The organism is Microbacterium sp. dk485 (assembly GCF_004570445.1).
Classification (GTDB): domain Bacteria; phylum Actinomycetota; class Actinomycetes; order Actinomycetales; family Microbacteriaceae; genus Microbacterium; species Microbacterium wangchenii.
On the sequence record NZ_SPQW01000003.1, the window covers coordinates 109,104 to 127,291 of the forward strand.

The window sequence follows — 18,188 nt, forward strand, 5'->3', positions numbered from 1 at the left end:
TCAGGCCTCACTTTCGATTTCGAGGTTGGTGATGATGAGGGAGCCGTGCGCGTCGACGTCGACCCGGAAGCCGGGGGGGACGACCGTCGTGGCGGTGGGCTCGATCACGATGGCGGGGCCGGCAAAGGAGTGGCCGCCGCGCAAGGCGTCGCGCTCGGTGACGATCGTGTCGAGCTCCTGGCCGTCGAAGATGACCTGACGGATCTCGTGGGCGAACTCCGGCGAGGTCGCCGCGTCGACGGTGAAGGCGCTGACGCCCTCGAGCTTGCCGACGACTCGGGTGCGCAGCGTCACGATCTCGATCGGCGCTCCCAGCGTCGAGTGCCCGTAGCGCGCCTCGTACGCGGTGGCGAAGCGAGCCCCGAGGGAGTCCAGGAAGCCCGCCTGCAGCGGCTCGTCGGCGCTCTCCAGCGGCACGGTGAGGAAGTACTCCTGCCCGAGGTAGCGCACATCCACGGCGTGCTGAGCGGTGCGGCTGGCCGCCGGCACACCCTCGCTCTCCAGCGAGTGCAGCGCCTCGGTCTCGACGGTCCGGAGCACGCGACTCATGTCCGTCGTGTCGATGTCCTCATCCAGGAAGTAGTACGGCTCAGTGAAGTCGCGCCGGATGTCGCCCTGCAGCATCCCCCATGCCGAGAACGCCCCGGGAAAGCGCGGGACGATGGTCTCCTTGATGCCCAGCTCCTTGGCGAGGAACACCGCGTGCATCGGTCCCGCCCCGCCGAACGCGACGAGCGAGAAATCGCGAGGCTCGATTCCGCGCGAGATGGTGATGGTGCGGATGGCCTGCGCCATCTGGGAGTTGGCGACGTTGCAGATGCCCTCTGCCATCTGGACGACGTCGTAACCCAGCTGCTGGCCGACGCTCTCCAGTGCCCGCACGGCGGCGTCGCGGTCCAGGCGCATCTGGCCCCCGGCGAAGTTGTCGGCGTCCACGCGGCCGAGGACGAAGTTCGCATCGGTGACGGTCGGCTCGGTGCCCCCGCGCCCGTAGCAAGCGGGTCCGGGCTGAGCGCCGGCCGAACGCGGCCCGACACGCAGGCCGCCCGCTTCGATCCATGCGACCGATCCGCCGCCGGCACCGATCGTGTGGATGTTGACGATGCTCATAAGCATCGGCAGCCCCTCGAGGACGGCCTCGGTCGAGACATCGGGAGTGCCGTCCACGACGAGCGAGACGTCGAACGAGGTGCCTCCCATGTCGACGCCGATGAGGTTCTTGGTGCCCACGATGTTCGTCAGCGCTTCGCCGCCGATCGCGCCGCCCACCGGCCCCGACAGCAGGGTCTGTAGCGGCCGCTCCCGGGCCGACTTGGCAGTCAGCACACCGCCGGAGGACTGCATGATGTGCAGCGGAGCGTCGACGCCGCGCTCGGTGAGCTGGTCTTCGAGGTCGAGCAGGTACGAACGGACCACGGGACCGGTGTAGGCCTCGATCACAGCGGACGAGGTGCGCTCGTACTCGCGCCACTCCTTCGCCGCCTCGTGCGACAGCGACACGGTGAAGTCGTCGCCGAGTACCTCGCGGAGGATCTCGCGGGTACGCAGTTCGTGCGCGGGGTTGCGGTAGCTGAAGAGGTACCCGACGGCGATGGCTCCGTAGCCTTCCTCCTTGGCCCGGATGCCCGCGGCCCGCACCGCGGCTTCGTCCAGGGGCGTCAGTTCGCTGCCGTCGTACTGGAATCGGCCGGGAATACCGATGACGTCTTTGCGCTCGACCAGCGGCTCCGGCTTGCGGTACTGCGCGTCGTAGAGGCGGTGACGGGGGCCGCGGGCGATGTGGTAGGCGTCCTGCACACCGTCGGTGGCCAGGAGCAGCACCCGCACACCACGGCGCTCGAGGAACGCGTTCAGGCCCTGCGTGGTGCCGTGGACGATGAAGTCGATGTCCGCCAAGTCGTCGATGATCGACTCGAGTCCGCTCAGCACGCCTTTGCTGAGGTGGCCGGGCGTGGTCGACGCCTTCGTCGCCCGGAACTCGCGCGTCGTTTCATCGAACGTCACGATGTCCGTAAACGTTCCTCCGATGTCCATGGACACCCTGTAGCTGGTCACGTCATGCCTCCTGCAAGTCGAATGGGGTGATGCTATGGAGGACGTGACGCGCGGGCTTGTGCATCATGTCGTCCGGGCGTGAATTCCACTGTGCAACCTGCACGTGATGGCGCGGCGCTACGCTCCGCGCAGGGCGGCGAAGCGCCGCGTGCCGCGTTGTTGCGGGCTTCGCAGAGAATGTTTCGCGCGCGTAAAAGAACTACGTATCGGGTTTATCGACGCTCGGAGCGGGCGGCTGCGCCCGCATCCGAGCATCAAAGTGAAGGATTACCCCGTCGATCGACCACCCTTCTCACACGGGAGGGCGGTGCCGCTCCTCACCGACGAGCCGGACGCCGCCGCTATCAGTTGCGGGGGTCCCCAGCGGCAGTGCAAGGTCCTCGAAATCGACGATGGTGTACCGGTCGCAGCCGATCGGCGTGGCTTGGTCGGTGCCAGAGCGGCGAAGGCTTCTGACGCCGGGGGGCCGCAGAGGAGGAAAGTGGCATCCGCCCGCGCGAGCGTCGGCGCGTTTGGCCCACGGATGTACGCGCGAATAGCGAGTCCGCCTGGATAAGGTGCACGGGGTCCTGCAGCCCGGCCTTCGGTGCGCGCACGGTCCAGCATGGCCCCGTTTCGTTCTTCCCCGGCGGATACTCCCAGTCCAGAAGGCGAGCGAAATGCTCGTCACGAGCCCCGGCCGCGTTCACCGCCACTGGTGCCGACACGGCGGCACCAGCACGGCCACCCGTGACGGCGGTGCGCCTACGGCCGGGCGAGAGGCGTGGACCCAGCCACTACTGTGCACGCACTGGCAGCGACTGGCAGGAGTCGGCATGGTGTGGCAAGAGGATCGCGTCGGCACCCAGGGGCCTGGTTGCAAGTGCCACGAAGGGCGGCCCGATCGTGTCGCTCCCCCAGGGACCGCGATGTAGCCAGCCGCCGGGAAGGTACTGGATGAGGATTACACACGAGCCAGAGCTCAGCGATGGTGGCCAGGCAGACCGCTTTTGCAGGAGCGGTGAGCATCTCGGCGAGTGCCATCGCCCCGCCACTCGCAACTTCGCGGAGCAAGGCGGCGGACCAGTCACCACCCGCACGGTACCGTCGCGGAGCGAGCCCCTCGCAGACGCGTTCCGCGCCTAGCGAGGGGAGTCCGTCACCGTGCCGCCGGCGTCGCGGATCTCCGTGAGAGCGGCGGAGCTGGAGTCGGGACGCACGCCCGCGACGAGGTCGGCCAGGACACGGACGCGGCGCCCCGCGGCCAGCGCGTCCAGCGCGGAGGCCCGCACGCAGTAGTCCGTCGCGATGCCGGCGATGTCGATGTCCTGCACGCCGTGCTCGTCGAGCAGGTCCGTGACGCTGCGGCCGTCGCCGGCAGTGCCTTCAAACACTGAGTACGCCGGGCGTCCCTGCCCCTTGCGCACATGGTGGGTGACGGCGCTGGTGTCCAGGAGCTCGTCGTACTCCGCCCCGGGCGTACCGGCGACGCAGTGCACGGGCCACGAGTCGACGAAGTCGGGCTGGTCGGAGAAGTGCCCGCCGTTGTCGTTATCCCCGTCGTGCCAGTCGCGGGAGGCCACCACGAGGTCGTAGTCGCCCGCGTGCGCGGCGAGGAACCGCGACAGGCGCTCGGCCACCGCATCCCCGCCGTCGACGCCCAGGGCGCCGCCTTCGGTGAAGTCGTTCTGGACGTCGACGAGGAACAGCGCCTTGCTCATGTCAGAAGCGTACCGAGGCCGGGCGCGCTCTCGCCCGCCCGGGCTCGGTCAGTCCGGTCTGGTCACCGACGGCGCAGCGATCGGCGTGTCGCCGGTTTGGCACCCGCCGGTCCGGCGTCCGCTTCGGCTCCGCGCTCGGACGGCGCTCCCGAAGCGCCCACGGCGACCGGCTCACGCGTCTCCGGACCCTCGCGCCACAGGCGCTTGGACGGCCACCAGATGGCGCGGCCGATGTCGATGCCGAGGGCCGGCACGAGCAGCGAACGCACGACGAACGTGTCCAGCAGCACGCCGAACGCCACGATGAACGCGATCTGCGCGAGGAACAGGATCGGGATCACCCCGAGAGCGGCGAACGTCGCCGCCAGCACCAGGCCGGCGGAGGTGATCACCCCACCCGTGGACACCAGCCCTCGTCGGATGCCGGAGCGCGTCCCGTACTGCAACGCTTCCTCCCGCACGCGGGACATCAGGAAGATGTTGTAGTCGATGCCCAGAGCGACGAGGAAGACGAATCCGTACAGCGGAACCGCGGGATCGGCGCCGGGGAAATCGAACACGTAGTTGAACACCAGGGCGCTGACACCCAGCGCCGTGCAGAAGGACAGCACGGTGCTCAGGATCAGCAGCACCGGCGCCAGGATGGCGCGCAGCAGCAGCATCAGGATGATGAGGACCACCACGAGGATCACCGGGATGATCACGGTGCGGTCGCGGATCGAGGTGTCGTTGGTGTCGACGTCGATCGCGGTCTCTCCGCCCACGAGCACGACGCCCTCACCGAACTCGCCGTCGAAGCCGGCGCGCAGGTCGCGGATGGTCTGCTCCGCGGCATCCGAATCGGCCGCATCCGACAGCGTCACGGCGAACAGCAGCTCGCCGTCCGACACCGTCGGCTCGGGGGCGGGGGTGCCGGGCGGGCCGAAGGCCGTCACCGCGAGCTCGCCGTCCTCCAGGGCGACGGGGGCCTGTCCGGTGGGCGAGTCCTCGACGACGAGCGAGACGCTGTCGACGCCGTCGGCGTCTTCCAGCTCCGCCAGGGCGTCGGGCGCGTCGCCCTCGCCTACGAGCACGTAGGTCGGGCTGCCCGACCCCGCTGCGAAGTGGTCGGCGAGCACGGTCTGGCCGTCACGGGATTCCGAGTAGCCCAGGACGAAGTCGCTGGCGGGCACACCCTCCGCCTTCAGCTGCGTCACCCCGACGCATCCGGCCAGGAGCACCACCGTGCTGAGAATCCACACCGGTCGGGCGTGGCGGCTGACGAAGCGTGCCAACCGCGCCCACAGCCCGCGGACGGGCTGGGACAGGTCGTCGGAGATCTGCGCCACCGGCTCCTTCGGGATGAAGGGCCAGAACGCGGCCCGGCCGACGGCCGCCAGGAGCGCGGGAAGGAAGGTCAGCGCCGACAGCATGGCGAAGGCGATGCCGATGGACGCGATCGGACCGAGCGCGCGGTTGCTGGCGAGGTCGGACAGCAGCAGGCACAGCAGTCCCGCGATCACCGTCCCGCCGGAGGCCAGGATCGGCTCCCACGATCCGCGCCACGCGCGGACCACCGCATCCCATCTTCCCTGCCCGTCCGCGACGGCTTCCCGGAAGCGGGCGACGTACAACAGGGCGTAGTCGGTCGCCGCACCGATCACGAGGATGAACAGGATCCCCTGCACTTGGCCGTTGAGGACGAAGATCTCCGCCTTGGCCAGCCACCACACCACCAGCAGGGCCACGCACAGCGCGAAGACGGAGGTCATCAGCACGAGGATCGGCAGCAGTGGCGAGCGGTAGACGATCACCAGGATGACGAACACCGCGGCCAGGGCGACGATCAGCAGCAGCCCGTCGATTCCGAGGAAGCCCTCGGCGAGGTCGGCGGTGAACCCCGCAGGACCGGTCACCCACCCCTCGAGCCCCTCGGGAAGGTCGTCCGAGACCACCTGACGCAGCTCGACGACGGTCTCGCGCACCTCGCCCTCGCTGTCGAGGGGAACGAAGACCTGCGCCGCCACGCCGTCCTCGCTCACGATCGGCGGGGAGATCTCGTCCTGCACGCCCTCGACGGCCGCCAGGTCGTCGGCGAGGGTCTGCAGGTCGGCCAGTTGGTCTTCGGTCAGCTCGCCGTCGCCCTCCACGACCACCACGGCGGGGATGCTGCCCTCGCCGAGGAAGTCGGCGAGGCGCTCGTTGACCTGCGTCGCGTCGGCGGACTCGGGCAGGAACGACGACTGGTCGTTGGTCGCGACCTCTTCCACCTTGCCGAAGTACGGGCCTCCGATGGCCGCACCGGCGAGCCACAGCAGGATGAGCACCGCGGGGAGGAAGACACGGAGCCAGCGAGGGGGCCGGAGGGAGGGGCGAGGCGACGCAGACATATCGCTAGCTTATCTAGCAAAGTGGTGACGCGCCATTCGGCCCGGGTCTCAGCGGACGAACAGCATGACGCCCGAGATGATCAGGCACACCGCACCCACGGCCAGCAGCACCGCGGCCAGGAGCAGGAGCCCCCGCACCGCGCCCGAATGCCGGGCGGCCCGCACCCGGTTGCGCGAGCCCCGCCGGGCGAAGACCTCCGCCGTGTCACGGCCGCCCAGTTCGCGCCACTGCGCCGCTGAGATGGGGGCCGAGTTCACGGCATCCTCCTCGTCGAACCAGCGCAGGACGATCTCATCGCCCTCGTGCTCGACGAAGGCGCGCACGGGCACCCACGTGCCGTCCACCAGATGAACCACGAGAGCCAGGAGGGCGACGAGGGCGCCCATACCGAGACCGATCCAGCTGAGGATCTCGACGATCGCCTCGATCGCGTTCGTCATGGGCCCTCCGGTCGGGGGGAAGTGGAGCCACCTAAGGGAATCGAACCCTTGACCTATTCATTACGAGTGAATCGCTCTGCCGACTGAGCTAAGGTGGCGCGCTTCGCTTGCGCGATGCACGATCATCGATCTTACCTGCTCGCGGACGCGCCCGCGAACACGCCGGGGGTCACCGGCAGACGACATCCGCCTCCGGCACGACGCCCTCCACCAGATACGCGTCGACCGTCTCGTTCACGCAGTCGTTGCCTTTCATATACCCCGTATGACCCTCGCCCACCCGCGTGACCAGGACGGCGGAGGACAGCTGATCGGCGAGCGACACCGCCCATTCGTACGGGGTGGCCGGGTCGCCGGTCGTGCCGATGACGAGGATCGGATCGGCACCCTCGGCCGTCACGGGCTCGCGCGTACCCGTCGGCTCGGCCGGCCAGAACGCGCACACGTCTGCGCCGTACCAGTAGTCCGCCGTCGTGGGCGCGCCCGCGCGAATGCGCTCCTCCGCCGCCCGCTCGGATTCCGCCGACTCGACCGGGTAATCCATGCAGTTGTACGCCGTGAACGCCTCGGTGGAATTGTCCAGGTACTCGCCGTCGGCACGGCGGTTGTAGGAATCGGCCGCCGTGAGGACCGCGGTCGCGTCGCCGTCCTCCAGCTCGGACAGCGCCACGCGCAGCCACGGCCACGTGCCCGGGGCGTACAGGGTCTGGATGATCGCGGTCATGAGCGTGTCGGCGCCCACCCGCCGGCCGTCGGCTGCGGCGACCGGAGCGCGGTCGACGCGGGCCAGCAACGCGGCCAGATCGGCCAGCATGTCATCCACGGTGCCGCCGTACGGACAGTCGTCGCGCTCGGCGCAGTCGGCGAAGAATGCCCGCAGGCTCGCCTCGAACCCGACCGCCTGCGCGGCTCCGATCTCGGACCCCGGAAGGGCGGGGTCCATCGCGCCATCCAGCACCATGCGCCCCACTCGCTCGGGGTACAGCTGCGCGTACTGCGCGCCCAGCGCCGTGCCCCACGAGTAGCCGAGGTAGTTCAGCGATTCATCCCCCAGGACGGCGCGCAGCAGGTCGAGGTCGCGCGCCACGCTGACCGTGGAGATGTACGGCAGGAGGTCGCCGCTGTTCTCCTCGCACGCGGCGGCGAAGGCCTCGGCGGATTCGGTGAGGCTCTCGTCCCATTCGGGCGTGCCGCGCCGGCCGTCGGGGATGCCGTAGAGGTACTCGTCCATCCCTGCGGCGTCCAGGCATGTCACGGGGGTGGAGCGACCCACCCCACGCGGGTCGAATCCGACCAGGTCGTATGCGGCGGTCACCTCGGGACCCGCCAGGGCGGCTGCACCGGCGCGGACATAGTCGTACCCGCTGACGCCGGGTCCGCCGGGGTTGGTGAAGAGGGAGCCCAGGGGGTCGCCGTCGGTCGCGCGCTGGCGGATCACCGCGAGCTCGAGTTCGCCGGCCGACGGGTCGCTCCAGTCCCGCGGCGCGCGCACGGTGGCGCAGTCGAAGGCGTCGCCCTCACAGCGGCTCCACTCCAGCTCCTGGCCGTAGTACGGCAGGAGCTCCGCCGAGACGCCGCTCGTGTCCGGCGTGCGGGAAGGCATGGGCTCGGGGGCGAGGAAGCACCCGGAGAGCACGGCGGCGAGGGCGAGCGTGGCGGCCAGCGCCAGCATCCGCGCGCGCGTCACGGAGTGGTCCCGGTGGCCACCGTGATGAGCATGCTCTCCAGCGCCAGCAGCGGCGCGACGTTCTGCTGGAGGTTGCGCCGGGTCTCGGCGATGCGGTCCAGGACCCCCAGCGTGCGCTCGGGCGTCCAGTCGGCCGCGATCGCGCGCAGGTCGCGCTCGTACTCGCGGTTGATGAGGTCTCCGTCGCGTCCGAACTGGATCACCACGACGTCGCGGTACAGCGATTGCAGGTCCGTGAGGACCCTGTCGATGCCGTCGCGGAGGCTCCGCGTGGCGCGGCGCTTCTGGTCGTCCTCGAGCGCGCTCAGCTGCCCGCGCACGGCGGGCGGAACGGCGGCGCCCGGCGCGACGCCCAAGGTGCGCAGCAGCGCTGCCCGCTCCTCCTCGTCACGCTGCGCGGTGAGCGCCTTCGCGTCGTCGGTGGCGACTCGCACGACGCTGCCCGCGACCTCCACCGCGTCGCTGATGCCCCGCACCCGCAGGACCCCCTCGACGGTCTCGGCGCGGCGGGCCCGCGCGTCGGCGTCGGTGGCGAGGCGCTGCGCCATCCCGATGTGGCGCTGGGCGTGGCGCGCGGACTGCTCGGCCACGTCGAGGGGAACGCCCGTGCGCTGGGCGATGAGGGCGGCGACGTCGTCGACGTCGGGTTCGCGCAGGCGCAGCAGGCGCACGCGGGAACGGATCGTCGGCAGGAGGTCGGCGTCGCTGGGCGCGCACAGCACCCACACGGTGTGCTCGGGGGGCTCCTCGAGGGCTTTGAGGAGCACGTTGGAGGTGCGCTCGGTCATCCGGTCGGCGTCTTCGACGACGATCACCCGGTGACGGCCGAGCGACGGCGCGAAGTAGGCGCGCTCCACAAGGCGCCGGGCCTCGTCGATGCGGATGACGACCTGCTCGGTGCGCAGGGCGGTGAGGTCGGGGTGTGTACCGGCGAGCACCTGGTGCATGGCCGCCTCGTCGCCGGGCTCGGCGATGAGCGCGGCGGCGAAAGCACGCGCGAGCGTCGAGCGTCCCGATCCGGGCGGACCCACGATCAGCCACGCATGAGCGAGCATCGCGGGGTCTTCGGCGGCGGCCCGCAGCGACCGCACGGCCTCTTCCTGACCCCACACCGCATCCCACGGAGCATCCACGGGAGCAGCGAGGGCGGGCATGCGCTCCAGCCTATCCGCGCCCGCCGACCCTCCCCCGCCCCGGCGCCGACCCCTGCACCGAGAGTGCATCGTCTCGGCGAGAGTGCATCACATCCGGTGCGGTCTCGCCGAGCTGATGCACTTTCGGGGAAGACGGCGGCGTCAGGGCAGGAGGGCCGCGACGCGATCGCGGATCGTGGCGGCGATCGACTCCGGCGGAAGGGCCGCGTCGATCACCAGGAAGCGGCCGGGTTCGGCGGCGGCGAGGCCGAGGAACCCCGCGCGGACGCGGGCGTGGAAGTCGTCGCGTTCTGCCTCGAGGCGGTCGAACGGTTTGGCGTCGCTGTCCCGTCGGGCCCGCGCCGCCGCCGGGTCCAGGTCGAGCAGCACCGTGAGGTCGGGCAGCAGGCCGCCCGCCGCCCACATCGACAGCTCGCGGATCTCCGCCGCATCCAGCACGCGCCCTGCGCCCTGGTACGCGACCGAGGAGTCGAGGTACCGGTCCTGGATGACCACGTCGCCCCGCTCGAGGGCGGGCCGGACGACGGTCGCGACGTGGTGCGCGCGGTCGGCGGCGTACAGCAGCGCCTCCGCGCGCGGTGCGATGTCGCCGCGGTGGTGCAGCACGATGTCGCGGATCAGCACGCCCACCTCGGTCCCGCCCGGCTCGCGCGTGCGCACCACGGCACGACCACGGTCGCTCAGCCACTGCTCGAGGAGGCGGGCCTGCGTGGTCTTGCCGGCCCCGTCTCCTCCCTCGAACGTGAGGAAGAGACCGGATGCTGCGGGCACGCTCACGACTTCTTCGCCGGCGCCTTCTTCTTCGCCGGCGCGCGCTTGGCCGCCGTGCGCTTGGGGGCGGGACCCTTCGCACGCTTGTCGGCCAGGAGCTCCACGGCACGTTCGAACGTGACGTCCATCGCGTTCTCTCCGCGCGGGATGGTCGCGTTCGTCGTCCCGTCGGTCACGTACGGGCCGAAGCGGCCGTCGCGCAGGCGGATCGGCTTGCCGCTGGTGGGATCGTTGTCGAACTCCTTCAGCGCACTGGAGGCACGCCGCGCCCCGTACTTCGGCTCGGCGTACTTGGCCAGCGCCTCCTCGAGCGTGATGTCGAAGATCTGCTGCTCCGAATCCAGCGACCGCGAGTCGGTGCCCTTCTTCAGGTACGGGCCGAAGCGGCCGTTCTGCGCCGTGATCTCCTCACCCGACTCGGGATCGGCACCGACGACGCGCGGCAGCGTCAGCAGCTGCAGCGCCATGTCGAGGTCGATCGTCTCCGGCGACATGGAGCGGAACAGCGAGGCAGTGCGGGGTTTGGGCGCCGCATCCTTCTTCGCCGTCTTCTTCTTCGGCGCCTCGACGACCTCGCCGGTGGCTTCGTCGACGTTCTCCGGCTCCTCCCGGTCGACCTCCTGGACGTACGGACCATACCGGCCGTCCTTGACCACGATGAGCTTGCCGTTCTCCGGGTTCTCCCCCAGCACGCGGTCGCCGGCGACGGGCGCGTCGATGAGCTCCTGCACCTTCTCGGGCGTGAGCTCGTCGGGGGCGAGGTCGTCGGGGATGTTGACGATGCGGCGCGAGTCCGGCTCGGCGGGGTCGGTCACCTCGAGATAGGGGCCGTACTTGCCGAAGCGCAACGTGGCGGTGTCGGTGATGCGCGTGGAGTTGAGCTCGCGCGCGTCGATCTCGCCGAGGTTGTCCACGACGTTGCGAAGACCCACCTGCTCATCCGAACCGAAGTAGAAGGAGCGCAGCCATTCGGTGCGCTTCTGCTCGCCGCGGGCGATCGCGTCGAGGTCGTCCTCGAGCGCGGCGGTGAAGTCGTAGTCGACGAGGTCGGCGAAGTGCTCCTCGAGCAGGCGCACGACGCTGAACGCGAGCCAGCTCGGCACGAGGGCCTGGCCGCGCTTGGTGACGTACCCGCGGTCGAGGATCACGTCGATGATGCTCGCGAACGTGGAGGGGCGTCCGATGCCCTTCTCCTCCAGCGCCTTGACCAGGCTCGCCTCGGTGTAGCGGGGCTTGGGCGACGTGGCGTGACCCTTGGGCTCGACGTCGCGCATGCGCAGCGTGTCGCCGACGGCGAGAGCGGGCAGGGACTGGTCCTCGGCCTTGTCGGCGTCGCCGCGCTTCTCGTCGCGTCCCTCCTCGTAGGCCTCGAGGAAGCCCTTGAAGGTGTACACGGTGCCGGATGCGGTGAACTCGGCGACGCGGTCGCCGGCCTCCACGCGCAGCGTGACGGTCGTCGTCTCGTACTTCGCGTCGGACATCTGGCTGGCCACGGTGCGCTTCCACACCAGGTCGTACATCCGCTGCTCGTCGCGATCGAGCTCGCCGGAAACGGACGCGGGCGTGCGGAAGACCTCACCCGAGGGCCGGATGGCCTCGTGGGCCTCCTGGGCGTTCTTGGAGTTGTTGCGGTAGGTGCGCGGGTTCGGCGGCACGGCACGGTCGCCGTACAGGGAGACCGCCTGCTGGCGCGCGGCCTTCACGGCCTGCGCCGACAGCGCGGTCGAGTCGGTGCGCATATAGGTGATGTAGCCCTTTTCGTAGAGCCGCTGGGCGACGCTCATGGCGTGCTTCGCGCTCATCGACAGCTTGCGTCCGGCCTCCTGCTGCAGCGTGGAGGTGGTGAATGCGGGCTTAGGGCTGCGCGTACCGGGCTTGGCCTCGACGGCGGTGACGGATGCCTCGCCCGCCGCCTCGATCGCGGCGGCGAGTTCGCGCGCCTGCGTCTCGTCGAGGGCGACGACGGCCTTCTTCAGCGCGCCGCGGTCATCGAAATCGGTGCCGCGCGCGAGGGGCGCACCGTCGACGCGGGCCAGCCGCGTCGTGAACGCGGAGGCGTCGCGGACGGCGGACGCCTCGACATCCCAGTACGACGCCGAGACGAAGGCCATGCGCTCGCGCTCACGGTCGACGACGAGGCGGGTGGCGGCGGACTGCACACGGCCGGCGCTGAGTGCCGTGCCCTCGCGGCCCGAGCCGACCTTACGCCACAGCACAGGAGAGACGTCCCAGCCGTACAGGCGATCGAGGACGCGACGGGTCTCCTGCGCGTCGACGAGGGAGGTGTCCAGCTCACGCGTGTGCTGGACGGCGTCGCGGATGGCGTCCTTCGTGATCTCGTGGAAGACCATGCGCTTGACGGGGACCTTGGGCTTGAGCACCTCGAGCAGGTGCCACGCGATGGCCTCACCCTCGCGGTCACCATCGGTGGCGAGCAGGACCTCGTCGGCGTTCTTCAGGGCGCGCTTGAGTTCGGCGACCGTCTTGCTCTTGCGGTCGTTGACGACGTAGTACGGATCGAAGTCGTTGTCGATGTCGATCGAGTACTTCCCGTACGCCTCTTTCTTGTCCGCAGGGATGTCCTTCTTGCTCGCGAGATCGCGGATGTGGCCGACCGAGCTGAGCACCTCATAGTCGTCTCCGAGGTATCCCTGGATCGACCTCATCTTCGTCGGCGACTCGACGATGACGAGCTTTTTTCCGTGTGCCACTGGGGTCCTTTCTCCGAAGCACACCATACACACGAGTTCCTGGGTGCAGCTCTGAGGTAGGGTGCCGGAGGTCCTGCGCGGGCCGTGGCCAAGGCCGGCAGCACGCCCAGCGGCGCCGATACCGTGACGGTGGCCACGAGTCCGTCCAGATCGCACGCCACCACGGCCGCCCCCGCGGCCGCCGCGACCTCCCCGGCCCGATCGCACGGGACGCCCGCGACGGCGCCGCTGGCGGCGTCGGCCGCTGCCAGCGCCGCCGCATCCGCCGCCGCCGCGAGCTTCTGCCCGTGGACGGCCGCCCCCGAGACCGCGCACAGCGCCACGGTGAGGGTCGCCGCCGCGGCCACCAGCCCCACGGCCGTCGCGGTGCCGGGCATCAGAGACCCCCGGCCAGCGCGCACGCCGTCGCGGCAGTCGGCGGCAGGCCCGGCAGCGCGGACGGGGCGCGGGCCGTGACGCACACGAGGTCACCGCGCGGCTCGATGTCGGCGGTGCCACCGGCGGCGGCGACCACGGCTGTCGCACGGTCGGCGCTCTCCCCGCGCGCGACCAGCCGGGCGGCATCGGCCGCGGCGTCCTGCAGGCGCACCTGGCGCGCCCCCGCCCCCAGAGCCGCGACGCCGAACACCACGACCAGGAGCACGGCGGGCAGGGCGACGGCGAACTCGGCCGTGGCCGACCCCCGCTCGCCCAGGAGCGAGCGGGGGCGGCCAGCGCTCATTCGACCGTCAGCGCGCGGCGGACGAGGTCGGTGAGGATGCCGCGCACCTCGTCCGACCTCATGATGACCACGAGCAGTCCGGCGAAGGCCACCGCCGCCATCGTGGCGATGGCGTACTCGGCGGTGGCGGCGCCGGATTCGTCGGTGAACAGCATCCGCGCCCGCCGCCGGGTGAGCGGCGGCGGAGCGGTCGGGCCGGGGGCGGCGCGGCGGGCGGGCGGCGCCGCGGCGGGGCGGAGGGGCAGGGACATGGCGGTTCCTTTCGTGGCGGATGGATGCGGGCACGAGCGGGTCAGAGGGTCAGCACGCCGGAGGAGAGGATGCTGAGCATCATCGGGGCGACCCCCAGAAGGAGGAAAGACGGCAGCGTGCACATCCCGAGCGGGAGAAGCAGCCGCGCGGACAGACGTGCGGCCCGCAGCCGCCCGTCGGTGCGGGCCCGGTGGCGGGCAAGCCACGCCGATGAGCGCAGCAGCTCCACGGCCGGAACCCCCGCCGCGCGCGAGAGGGCGAGGACCTCGTCGACCTGCGCGCCGGCCGCGTCGCCGGTGGCGTCGCGCACCAGCCCGCGCGCCCGGTCGATCGACGACCCCCCGGCCAGGGCGATCGCGGTGAGTTCGGCCGCCATCCCCGGAATGCCGGGTGCGGCCGCAGCCCGCCGGACGAGCGCGGCGTTCCAGCGGTGGGCGATCACCATGAGGACGACTCCGCCCACGAGGCACGCGAGGCCGATCGGCGTCGTGGCGAGGACGAGTGCGGTGTCGAAGCCGAGCGCGAGACCCAGGACGACGGCGACCAGGGGCAACCAGCCCAGCAGCCTCGCGGTGGAGGCGGGCTCGGCCAGCGCGACGCGGATGTCATCGGCCGTACGCTGCCCGTCACGCAGCGCCGACGCGACGTCGCGAAGGCTCTCCGACAGCGGTGCCCCCACCGTGGTGGCCACCGTCCACGCCGCCGCGACGTCGTTCCACGCACCGCCCTCGGCGGCGAGGGCGTCGGACACCGCCTCGCCGCGCGTGACGGCGGCGCGCACGCGGCCGGCGACCGGGTCGCCCCCGTCGTCGAGGACGATCCACGCCCGGGACGGTGCCAGGCCTGCCCGCAGCAGCACGGCCAGGCGCAGCACGGTGTCCGCCGCGACGGCTGCGTCCGGGCGGGCCGACCTGCGACGCCTCATACCCACGGCGTCTCCTCGAGGTGCAGACGCCCGTCCCGCAGCACCGGCCGCCCGACGCCGCCGACCCGGCGGCCGCCCTGAGGGTCGCGCGTCAGATGCACGACGCATCCGATCGCGCTGACCACCTGGCGAGCCAGCGCCGCGTCGTCCAGCCCTGCCAGGGCGCCCAGCGCCTCCAGCCGGGCCGGCACGTCCGGCAGTCCGCTCGCGTGCAGGGTGCCGGCCCCGCCGTCGTGCCCGGTGTTCAGGGCCGACAGCAGCTCCCGCACCTCCGCGCCGCGACACTCCCCCACCACGAGCCGGTCCGGACGCATACGCAGCGCCTCGCGCACGAGCTGCGCGAGGCCGATCCCGCCCGCTCCTTCCAGGTTCGGCTGTCGCGCCTCGAGCGCGACATGGTGCGGATGCCGCAACCTCAGCTCGGCGACGTCCTCGATCGTGACGATGCGCTCGCCGGCCGGCGCCTGGGAGAGCAGCGCCGCCAGCAGCGTGGTCTTGCCGGACCCGGCCGCGCCCGTGATGAGGAGGTTCACGCGGTCGCGGACGAGCTGCTTCAGCCGCTGCGCACCGGCGTCATCGGTGAGACCGAGGCCGACCAGCTCGTCCAGCCCCGGCGCGAGCGTCCGCGGGATGCGGACGGAGATCGTCGTGCCCGCGTGCGCGATCGGGGGCAGGACGGCGTGCACGCGCACACCGCCGGCCAGCCGCACGTCCACGCACGGCGTCGCGTCATCGATATGGCGGCCGCCGGCACCGATGAGGGCAACGGCGAGATCGCGCACATCCGATTCCGCCGCACGCCACTCGCGGACGCGGCGTGGACCGTCGCCGCGGTCGACGAACAGGCCGTCCGCACCGTTGACGAAGAGGTCGGTGACGCCGGGTTCATCGAGGAACCGGGCGAACGGCGCCAGCGCCGCGTCACGGGCGACGACGGGTGCGGGTGAAGGATTCCGGGTGGGCGGCGGCTCGGCAGGCGGACGCCGCGGTGCGACGACGAAGGCCTCGGGCATGCAGCGACGCTAGAGAGAGCGGGCAGACCCGGGAGACGGCAGGGAGCGATCCGTGGACAACGTCGGCGCACGGGAGGCTGGGGAGAACCGGCCCTCGAGGCCGGGAGGACAAGAAGGCGGCATCCCATCTGGGGGGAAACGGGATGCCGCCACGTGACAGGCGGTATAGGGGGGTCCGCCCGTCACGCATGCCGAATCGATGTTCGGGCTCCTTCAGTTTACGCCATCCCGGCAGGGCGCCGACCGACGCGCCGGACGCCGGCCTGCCAACTATCGGAGGTAGTCGGCCGTCGCGGCCTCGAACTAGATTGACCCTGTCGCGACGGCGGGAAGGAACGCCGTCCGGCCACTTCCCGCAAAGGAGCGCGCATGAGCAGCCAGATCGACCACCTCCTCTCCGAGACCCGACGTTTCGCGCCGCCGGCGACGTTCGCGGCAGAGGCGGTGGGAACCGCGGAGCTGTACGAACGCGCCGCCGCCGACCGGGAGGGCTTCTGGGCCGATCAGGCACGAGACCTGCTGCACTGGCACACCCCCTTCACGCAGGTGCTGGACTGGAGCAACCCGCCGTTCGCGGAGTGGTTCGCCGACGGTGAGCTGAACGTCGCCTACAACTGCCTCGACCGCCATGTGGAGGCCGGCAACGGCGAGCGGGTCGCGCTGCTGTGGGAGGGAGAACCCGGCGAGGAGCGCCGCATCACTTACGCCGAACTCACGGATGAGGTCAAGCGCGTCGCCAACGTCCTGGAAGGACTCGGGATCGGCCACGGCGACCGCGTCGCGATCTACCTGCCGATGATCCCCGAGGCCGTGGCCGCGATGCTCGCCGTCGCGCGCATCGGCGCGATCCACTCGGTCGTGTTCGGCGGGTTCTCCGCCGACAGCCTGCGCGCACGCATCGACGACGCCGGAGCGAAACTCGTCATCACCGCCGATGGCGGCTACCGCAAGGGGAAGGTGTCGCCGCTCAAGCCCGCCGTCGACATGGCGCTGGCCGACCGCAACGGCTCAGGTGAGCAGGAGACCGTCGAGCACGTGCTGGTCGTCCGCCGCGGCGGGAACGATGTCGAGTGGAACCCCGAGCGCGACCTGTGGTGGCACGAGGCCGTGCCCGCCGCATCCGCCGATCACGAGGCCCGGCCCTTCCCCGCCGAGAACCCGCTGTTCATCCTCTACACCTCCGGGACGACGGGGAAACCGAAGGGCATCCTGCACACCTCCGGCGGATACCTCGCCCAGGCGGCGTTCACGAACCGGGTCGTGCACGACGTGCATCCCGAGTCCGACGTGTACTGGTGCACCGCCGACATCGGCTGGATCACCGGCCACACGTACGTGACGTACGGGCCGCTGGCCAACGGCGCGACGCAGGTGCTGTACGAGGGGACCCCCGACACCCCGCACCCCGGCCGCTGGTGGGAGGTCATCCAGAAGTACGGCGTCTCGATCTTCTACACCGCCCCCACCGCGATCCGCTCCTTCATGAAGATCGGGCGCGAGGTGCCGCAGCGCTTCGACCTGTCATCGCTGCGCCTGCTCGGTTCGGTGGGCGAGCCCATCAACCCGGAGGCGTGGGTCTGGTACCGCAACATCATCGGCGGCGAGTCCACCCCCATCGTGGATACGTGGTGGCAGACCGAGACCGGCGCGATCATGATCTCGGCGCTGCCGGGGATCACCGAGACCAAGCCGGGATCCGCCCAGGTCCCGATTCCCGGGATCGCGATCGACGTCGTCGACGACTCCGGTGAGCACGTCGGAAACGGCAACGGAGGGCTGCTGGTCATCACCGAGCCGTGGCCGAGCATGCTCCGCGGCATCTGGGGCGACCCGGAGCGGTACAAGGAGACGTACTGGGACAAGTTCGCCGACAAGGGCTACTACTTCGCCGGCGACGGCGCACGCCTGGACGAGGACGGCGACGTGTGGCTGCTCGGGCGCGTCGACGACGTCATGAACGTCTCTGGCCACCGCCTGTCGACCGCCGAGATCGAATCGGCGCTCGTGGCGCACGAGTCCACGGCCGAAGCGGCGGTGGTGGGCGCCGCCGATGAGACCACGGGTCAGGCCGTCGTGGCGTTCGTGATCATCAAGCAGAGCTTCCTCAAGGCCCACGAGCCGGAGGGCCTCGCCGGCACGCTGCGCACGTGGGTGGGCGAGCAGATCGGGGCGATCGCACGCCCCCGCGACATCTACATCGTGGGCGAGCTGCCCAAGACGCGCTCGGGCAAGATCATGCGGCGGCTGCTGCGCGACGTCGCCGAGGGCCGCGAGGTCGGCGACACGACGACCCTGGCCGACACGGCGGTGATGAGCGTCATCAGCAAGCAGGTGAAGTAGCCAGCCCGATCGCCGAGAGTGCATCGTCCCGTCGAAAGAGCACCGCATC

Annotated in this window: 14 protein-coding genes and 1 tRNA gene; 1 reads left to right on the forward strand and 14 read right to left on the reverse strand. The window is 70.9% G+C overall.

Going from position 1 to position 18,188, the window contains the following annotated elements; all coding sequences use genetic code 11:
• From E4V99_RS17685 to E4V99_RS17750, 14 genes are all read right to left on the reverse strand, one after another.
• The gene (locus tag E4V99_RS17685) at nucleotides 1–2,055 is read right to left on the reverse strand and encodes a hydantoinase/oxoprolinase family protein (RefSeq protein ID WP_245233241.1); all 2,055 of its coding nucleotides are present in this window, start codon (nucleotides 2,053–2,055) and stop codon (nucleotides 1–3) included.
• 1,121 nt (nucleotides 2,056–3,176) lie between these two features.
• Nucleotides 3,177–3,755 (reverse strand): isochorismatase family protein, encoded by a 579-nt coding sequence (locus tag E4V99_RS17690; RefSeq protein ID WP_135118074.1) that lies wholly within the window; start codon nucleotides 3,753–3,755, stop codon nucleotides 3,177–3,179.
• A gap of 62 nt (nucleotides 3,756–3,817) precedes the next feature.
• Entirely contained in the window at nucleotides 3,818–6,124 is a 2,307-nt protein-coding gene (locus E4V99_RS17695) for an MMPL family transporter (RefSeq protein WP_135118075.1), read from the reverse strand.
• 48 nt (nucleotides 6,125–6,172) lie between these two features.
• The gene (locus tag E4V99_RS17700) at nucleotides 6,173–6,565 is read right to left on the reverse strand and encodes a hypothetical protein (RefSeq protein ID WP_135068236.1); all 393 of its coding nucleotides are present in this window, start codon (nucleotides 6,563–6,565) and stop codon (nucleotides 6,173–6,175) included.
• 22 nt (nucleotides 6,566–6,587) lie between these two features.
• A tRNA-Thr gene (locus E4V99_RS17705) sits at nucleotides 6,588–6,663 on the reverse strand.
• Nucleotides 6,664–6,734: 71 nt separating this feature from the next.
• Nucleotides 6,735–8,252 carry an alpha/beta hydrolase gene (locus E4V99_RS17710; protein WP_245233242.1) on the reverse strand — a complete coding sequence of 506 codons (1,518 nt, stop codon included), beginning with the start codon at nucleotides 8,250–8,252 and terminating at the stop codon, nucleotides 6,735–6,737.
• Nucleotides 8,249–9,406 carry a DNA polymerase III subunit delta' gene (locus tag E4V99_RS17715; protein WP_135118076.1) on the reverse strand — a complete coding sequence of 386 codons (1,158 nt, stop codon included), beginning with the start codon at nucleotides 9,404–9,406 and terminating at the stop codon, nucleotides 8,249–8,251. Before E4V99_RS17715 ends, E4V99_RS17710 begins: the two co-directional genes overlap by 4 nt.
• 141 nt (nucleotides 9,407–9,547) lie before the next feature.
• Complete coding sequence (gene tmk, locus E4V99_RS17720; protein WP_135118077.1) at nucleotides 9,548–10,177, reverse strand: dTMP kinase; 630 nt, start codon at nucleotides 10,175–10,177, stop codon at nucleotides 9,548–9,550.
• A 2-nt stretch (nucleotides 10,178–10,179) separates the two neighbouring features.
• Nucleotides 10,180–12,888, reverse strand: a complete 2,709-nt coding sequence (gene topA / locus E4V99_RS17725) for a type I DNA topoisomerase (protein ID WP_135118078.1) — start codon at nucleotides 12,886–12,888, stop codon at nucleotides 10,180–10,182.
• On the reverse strand, nucleotides 12,840–13,265 hold the full coding sequence (locus E4V99_RS17730; RefSeq protein ID WP_245233243.1) for a helicase: 426 nt from the start codon (nucleotides 13,263–13,265) through the stop codon (nucleotides 12,840–12,842). The genes topA and E4V99_RS17730 overlap by 49 nt, the downstream gene beginning before the upstream one ends.
• Nucleotides 13,265–13,609: a TadE family type IV pilus minor pilin gene (locus E4V99_RS17735; protein WP_135118079.1), complete on the reverse strand. Its 345-nt coding sequence runs from the start codon at nucleotides 13,607–13,609 to the stop codon at nucleotides 13,265–13,267. Before E4V99_RS17735 ends, E4V99_RS17730 begins: the two co-directional genes overlap by 1 nt.
• Complete coding sequence (locus E4V99_RS17740) at nucleotides 13,606–13,764, reverse strand: DUF4244 domain-containing protein (RefSeq protein ID WP_135118156.1); 159 nt, start codon at nucleotides 13,762–13,764, stop codon at nucleotides 13,606–13,608. Before E4V99_RS17740 ends, E4V99_RS17735 begins: the two co-directional genes overlap by 4 nt.
• A gap of 137 nt (nucleotides 13,765–13,901) precedes the next feature.
• Entirely contained in the window at nucleotides 13,902–14,786 is an 885-nt protein-coding gene (locus E4V99_RS17745; protein WP_135118080.1) for a type II secretion system F family protein, read from the reverse strand.
• Nucleotides 14,783–15,799: a TadA family conjugal transfer-associated ATPase gene (locus E4V99_RS17750; RefSeq protein WP_135118081.1), complete on the reverse strand. Its 1,017-nt coding sequence runs from the start codon at nucleotides 15,797–15,799 to the stop codon at nucleotides 14,783–14,785. The genes E4V99_RS17745 and E4V99_RS17750 overlap by 4 nt, the downstream gene beginning before the upstream one ends.
• A gap of 369 nt (nucleotides 15,800–16,168) precedes the next feature.
• Between E4V99_RS17750 and acs the strand changes: the two genes are divergently transcribed.
• Nucleotides 16,169–18,139, forward strand: a complete 1,971-nt coding sequence (gene acs / locus E4V99_RS17755; protein WP_135118082.1) for an acetate--CoA ligase — start codon at nucleotides 16,169–16,171, stop codon at nucleotides 18,137–18,139.
• Nucleotides 18,140–18,188 lie beyond the last annotated feature (49 nt).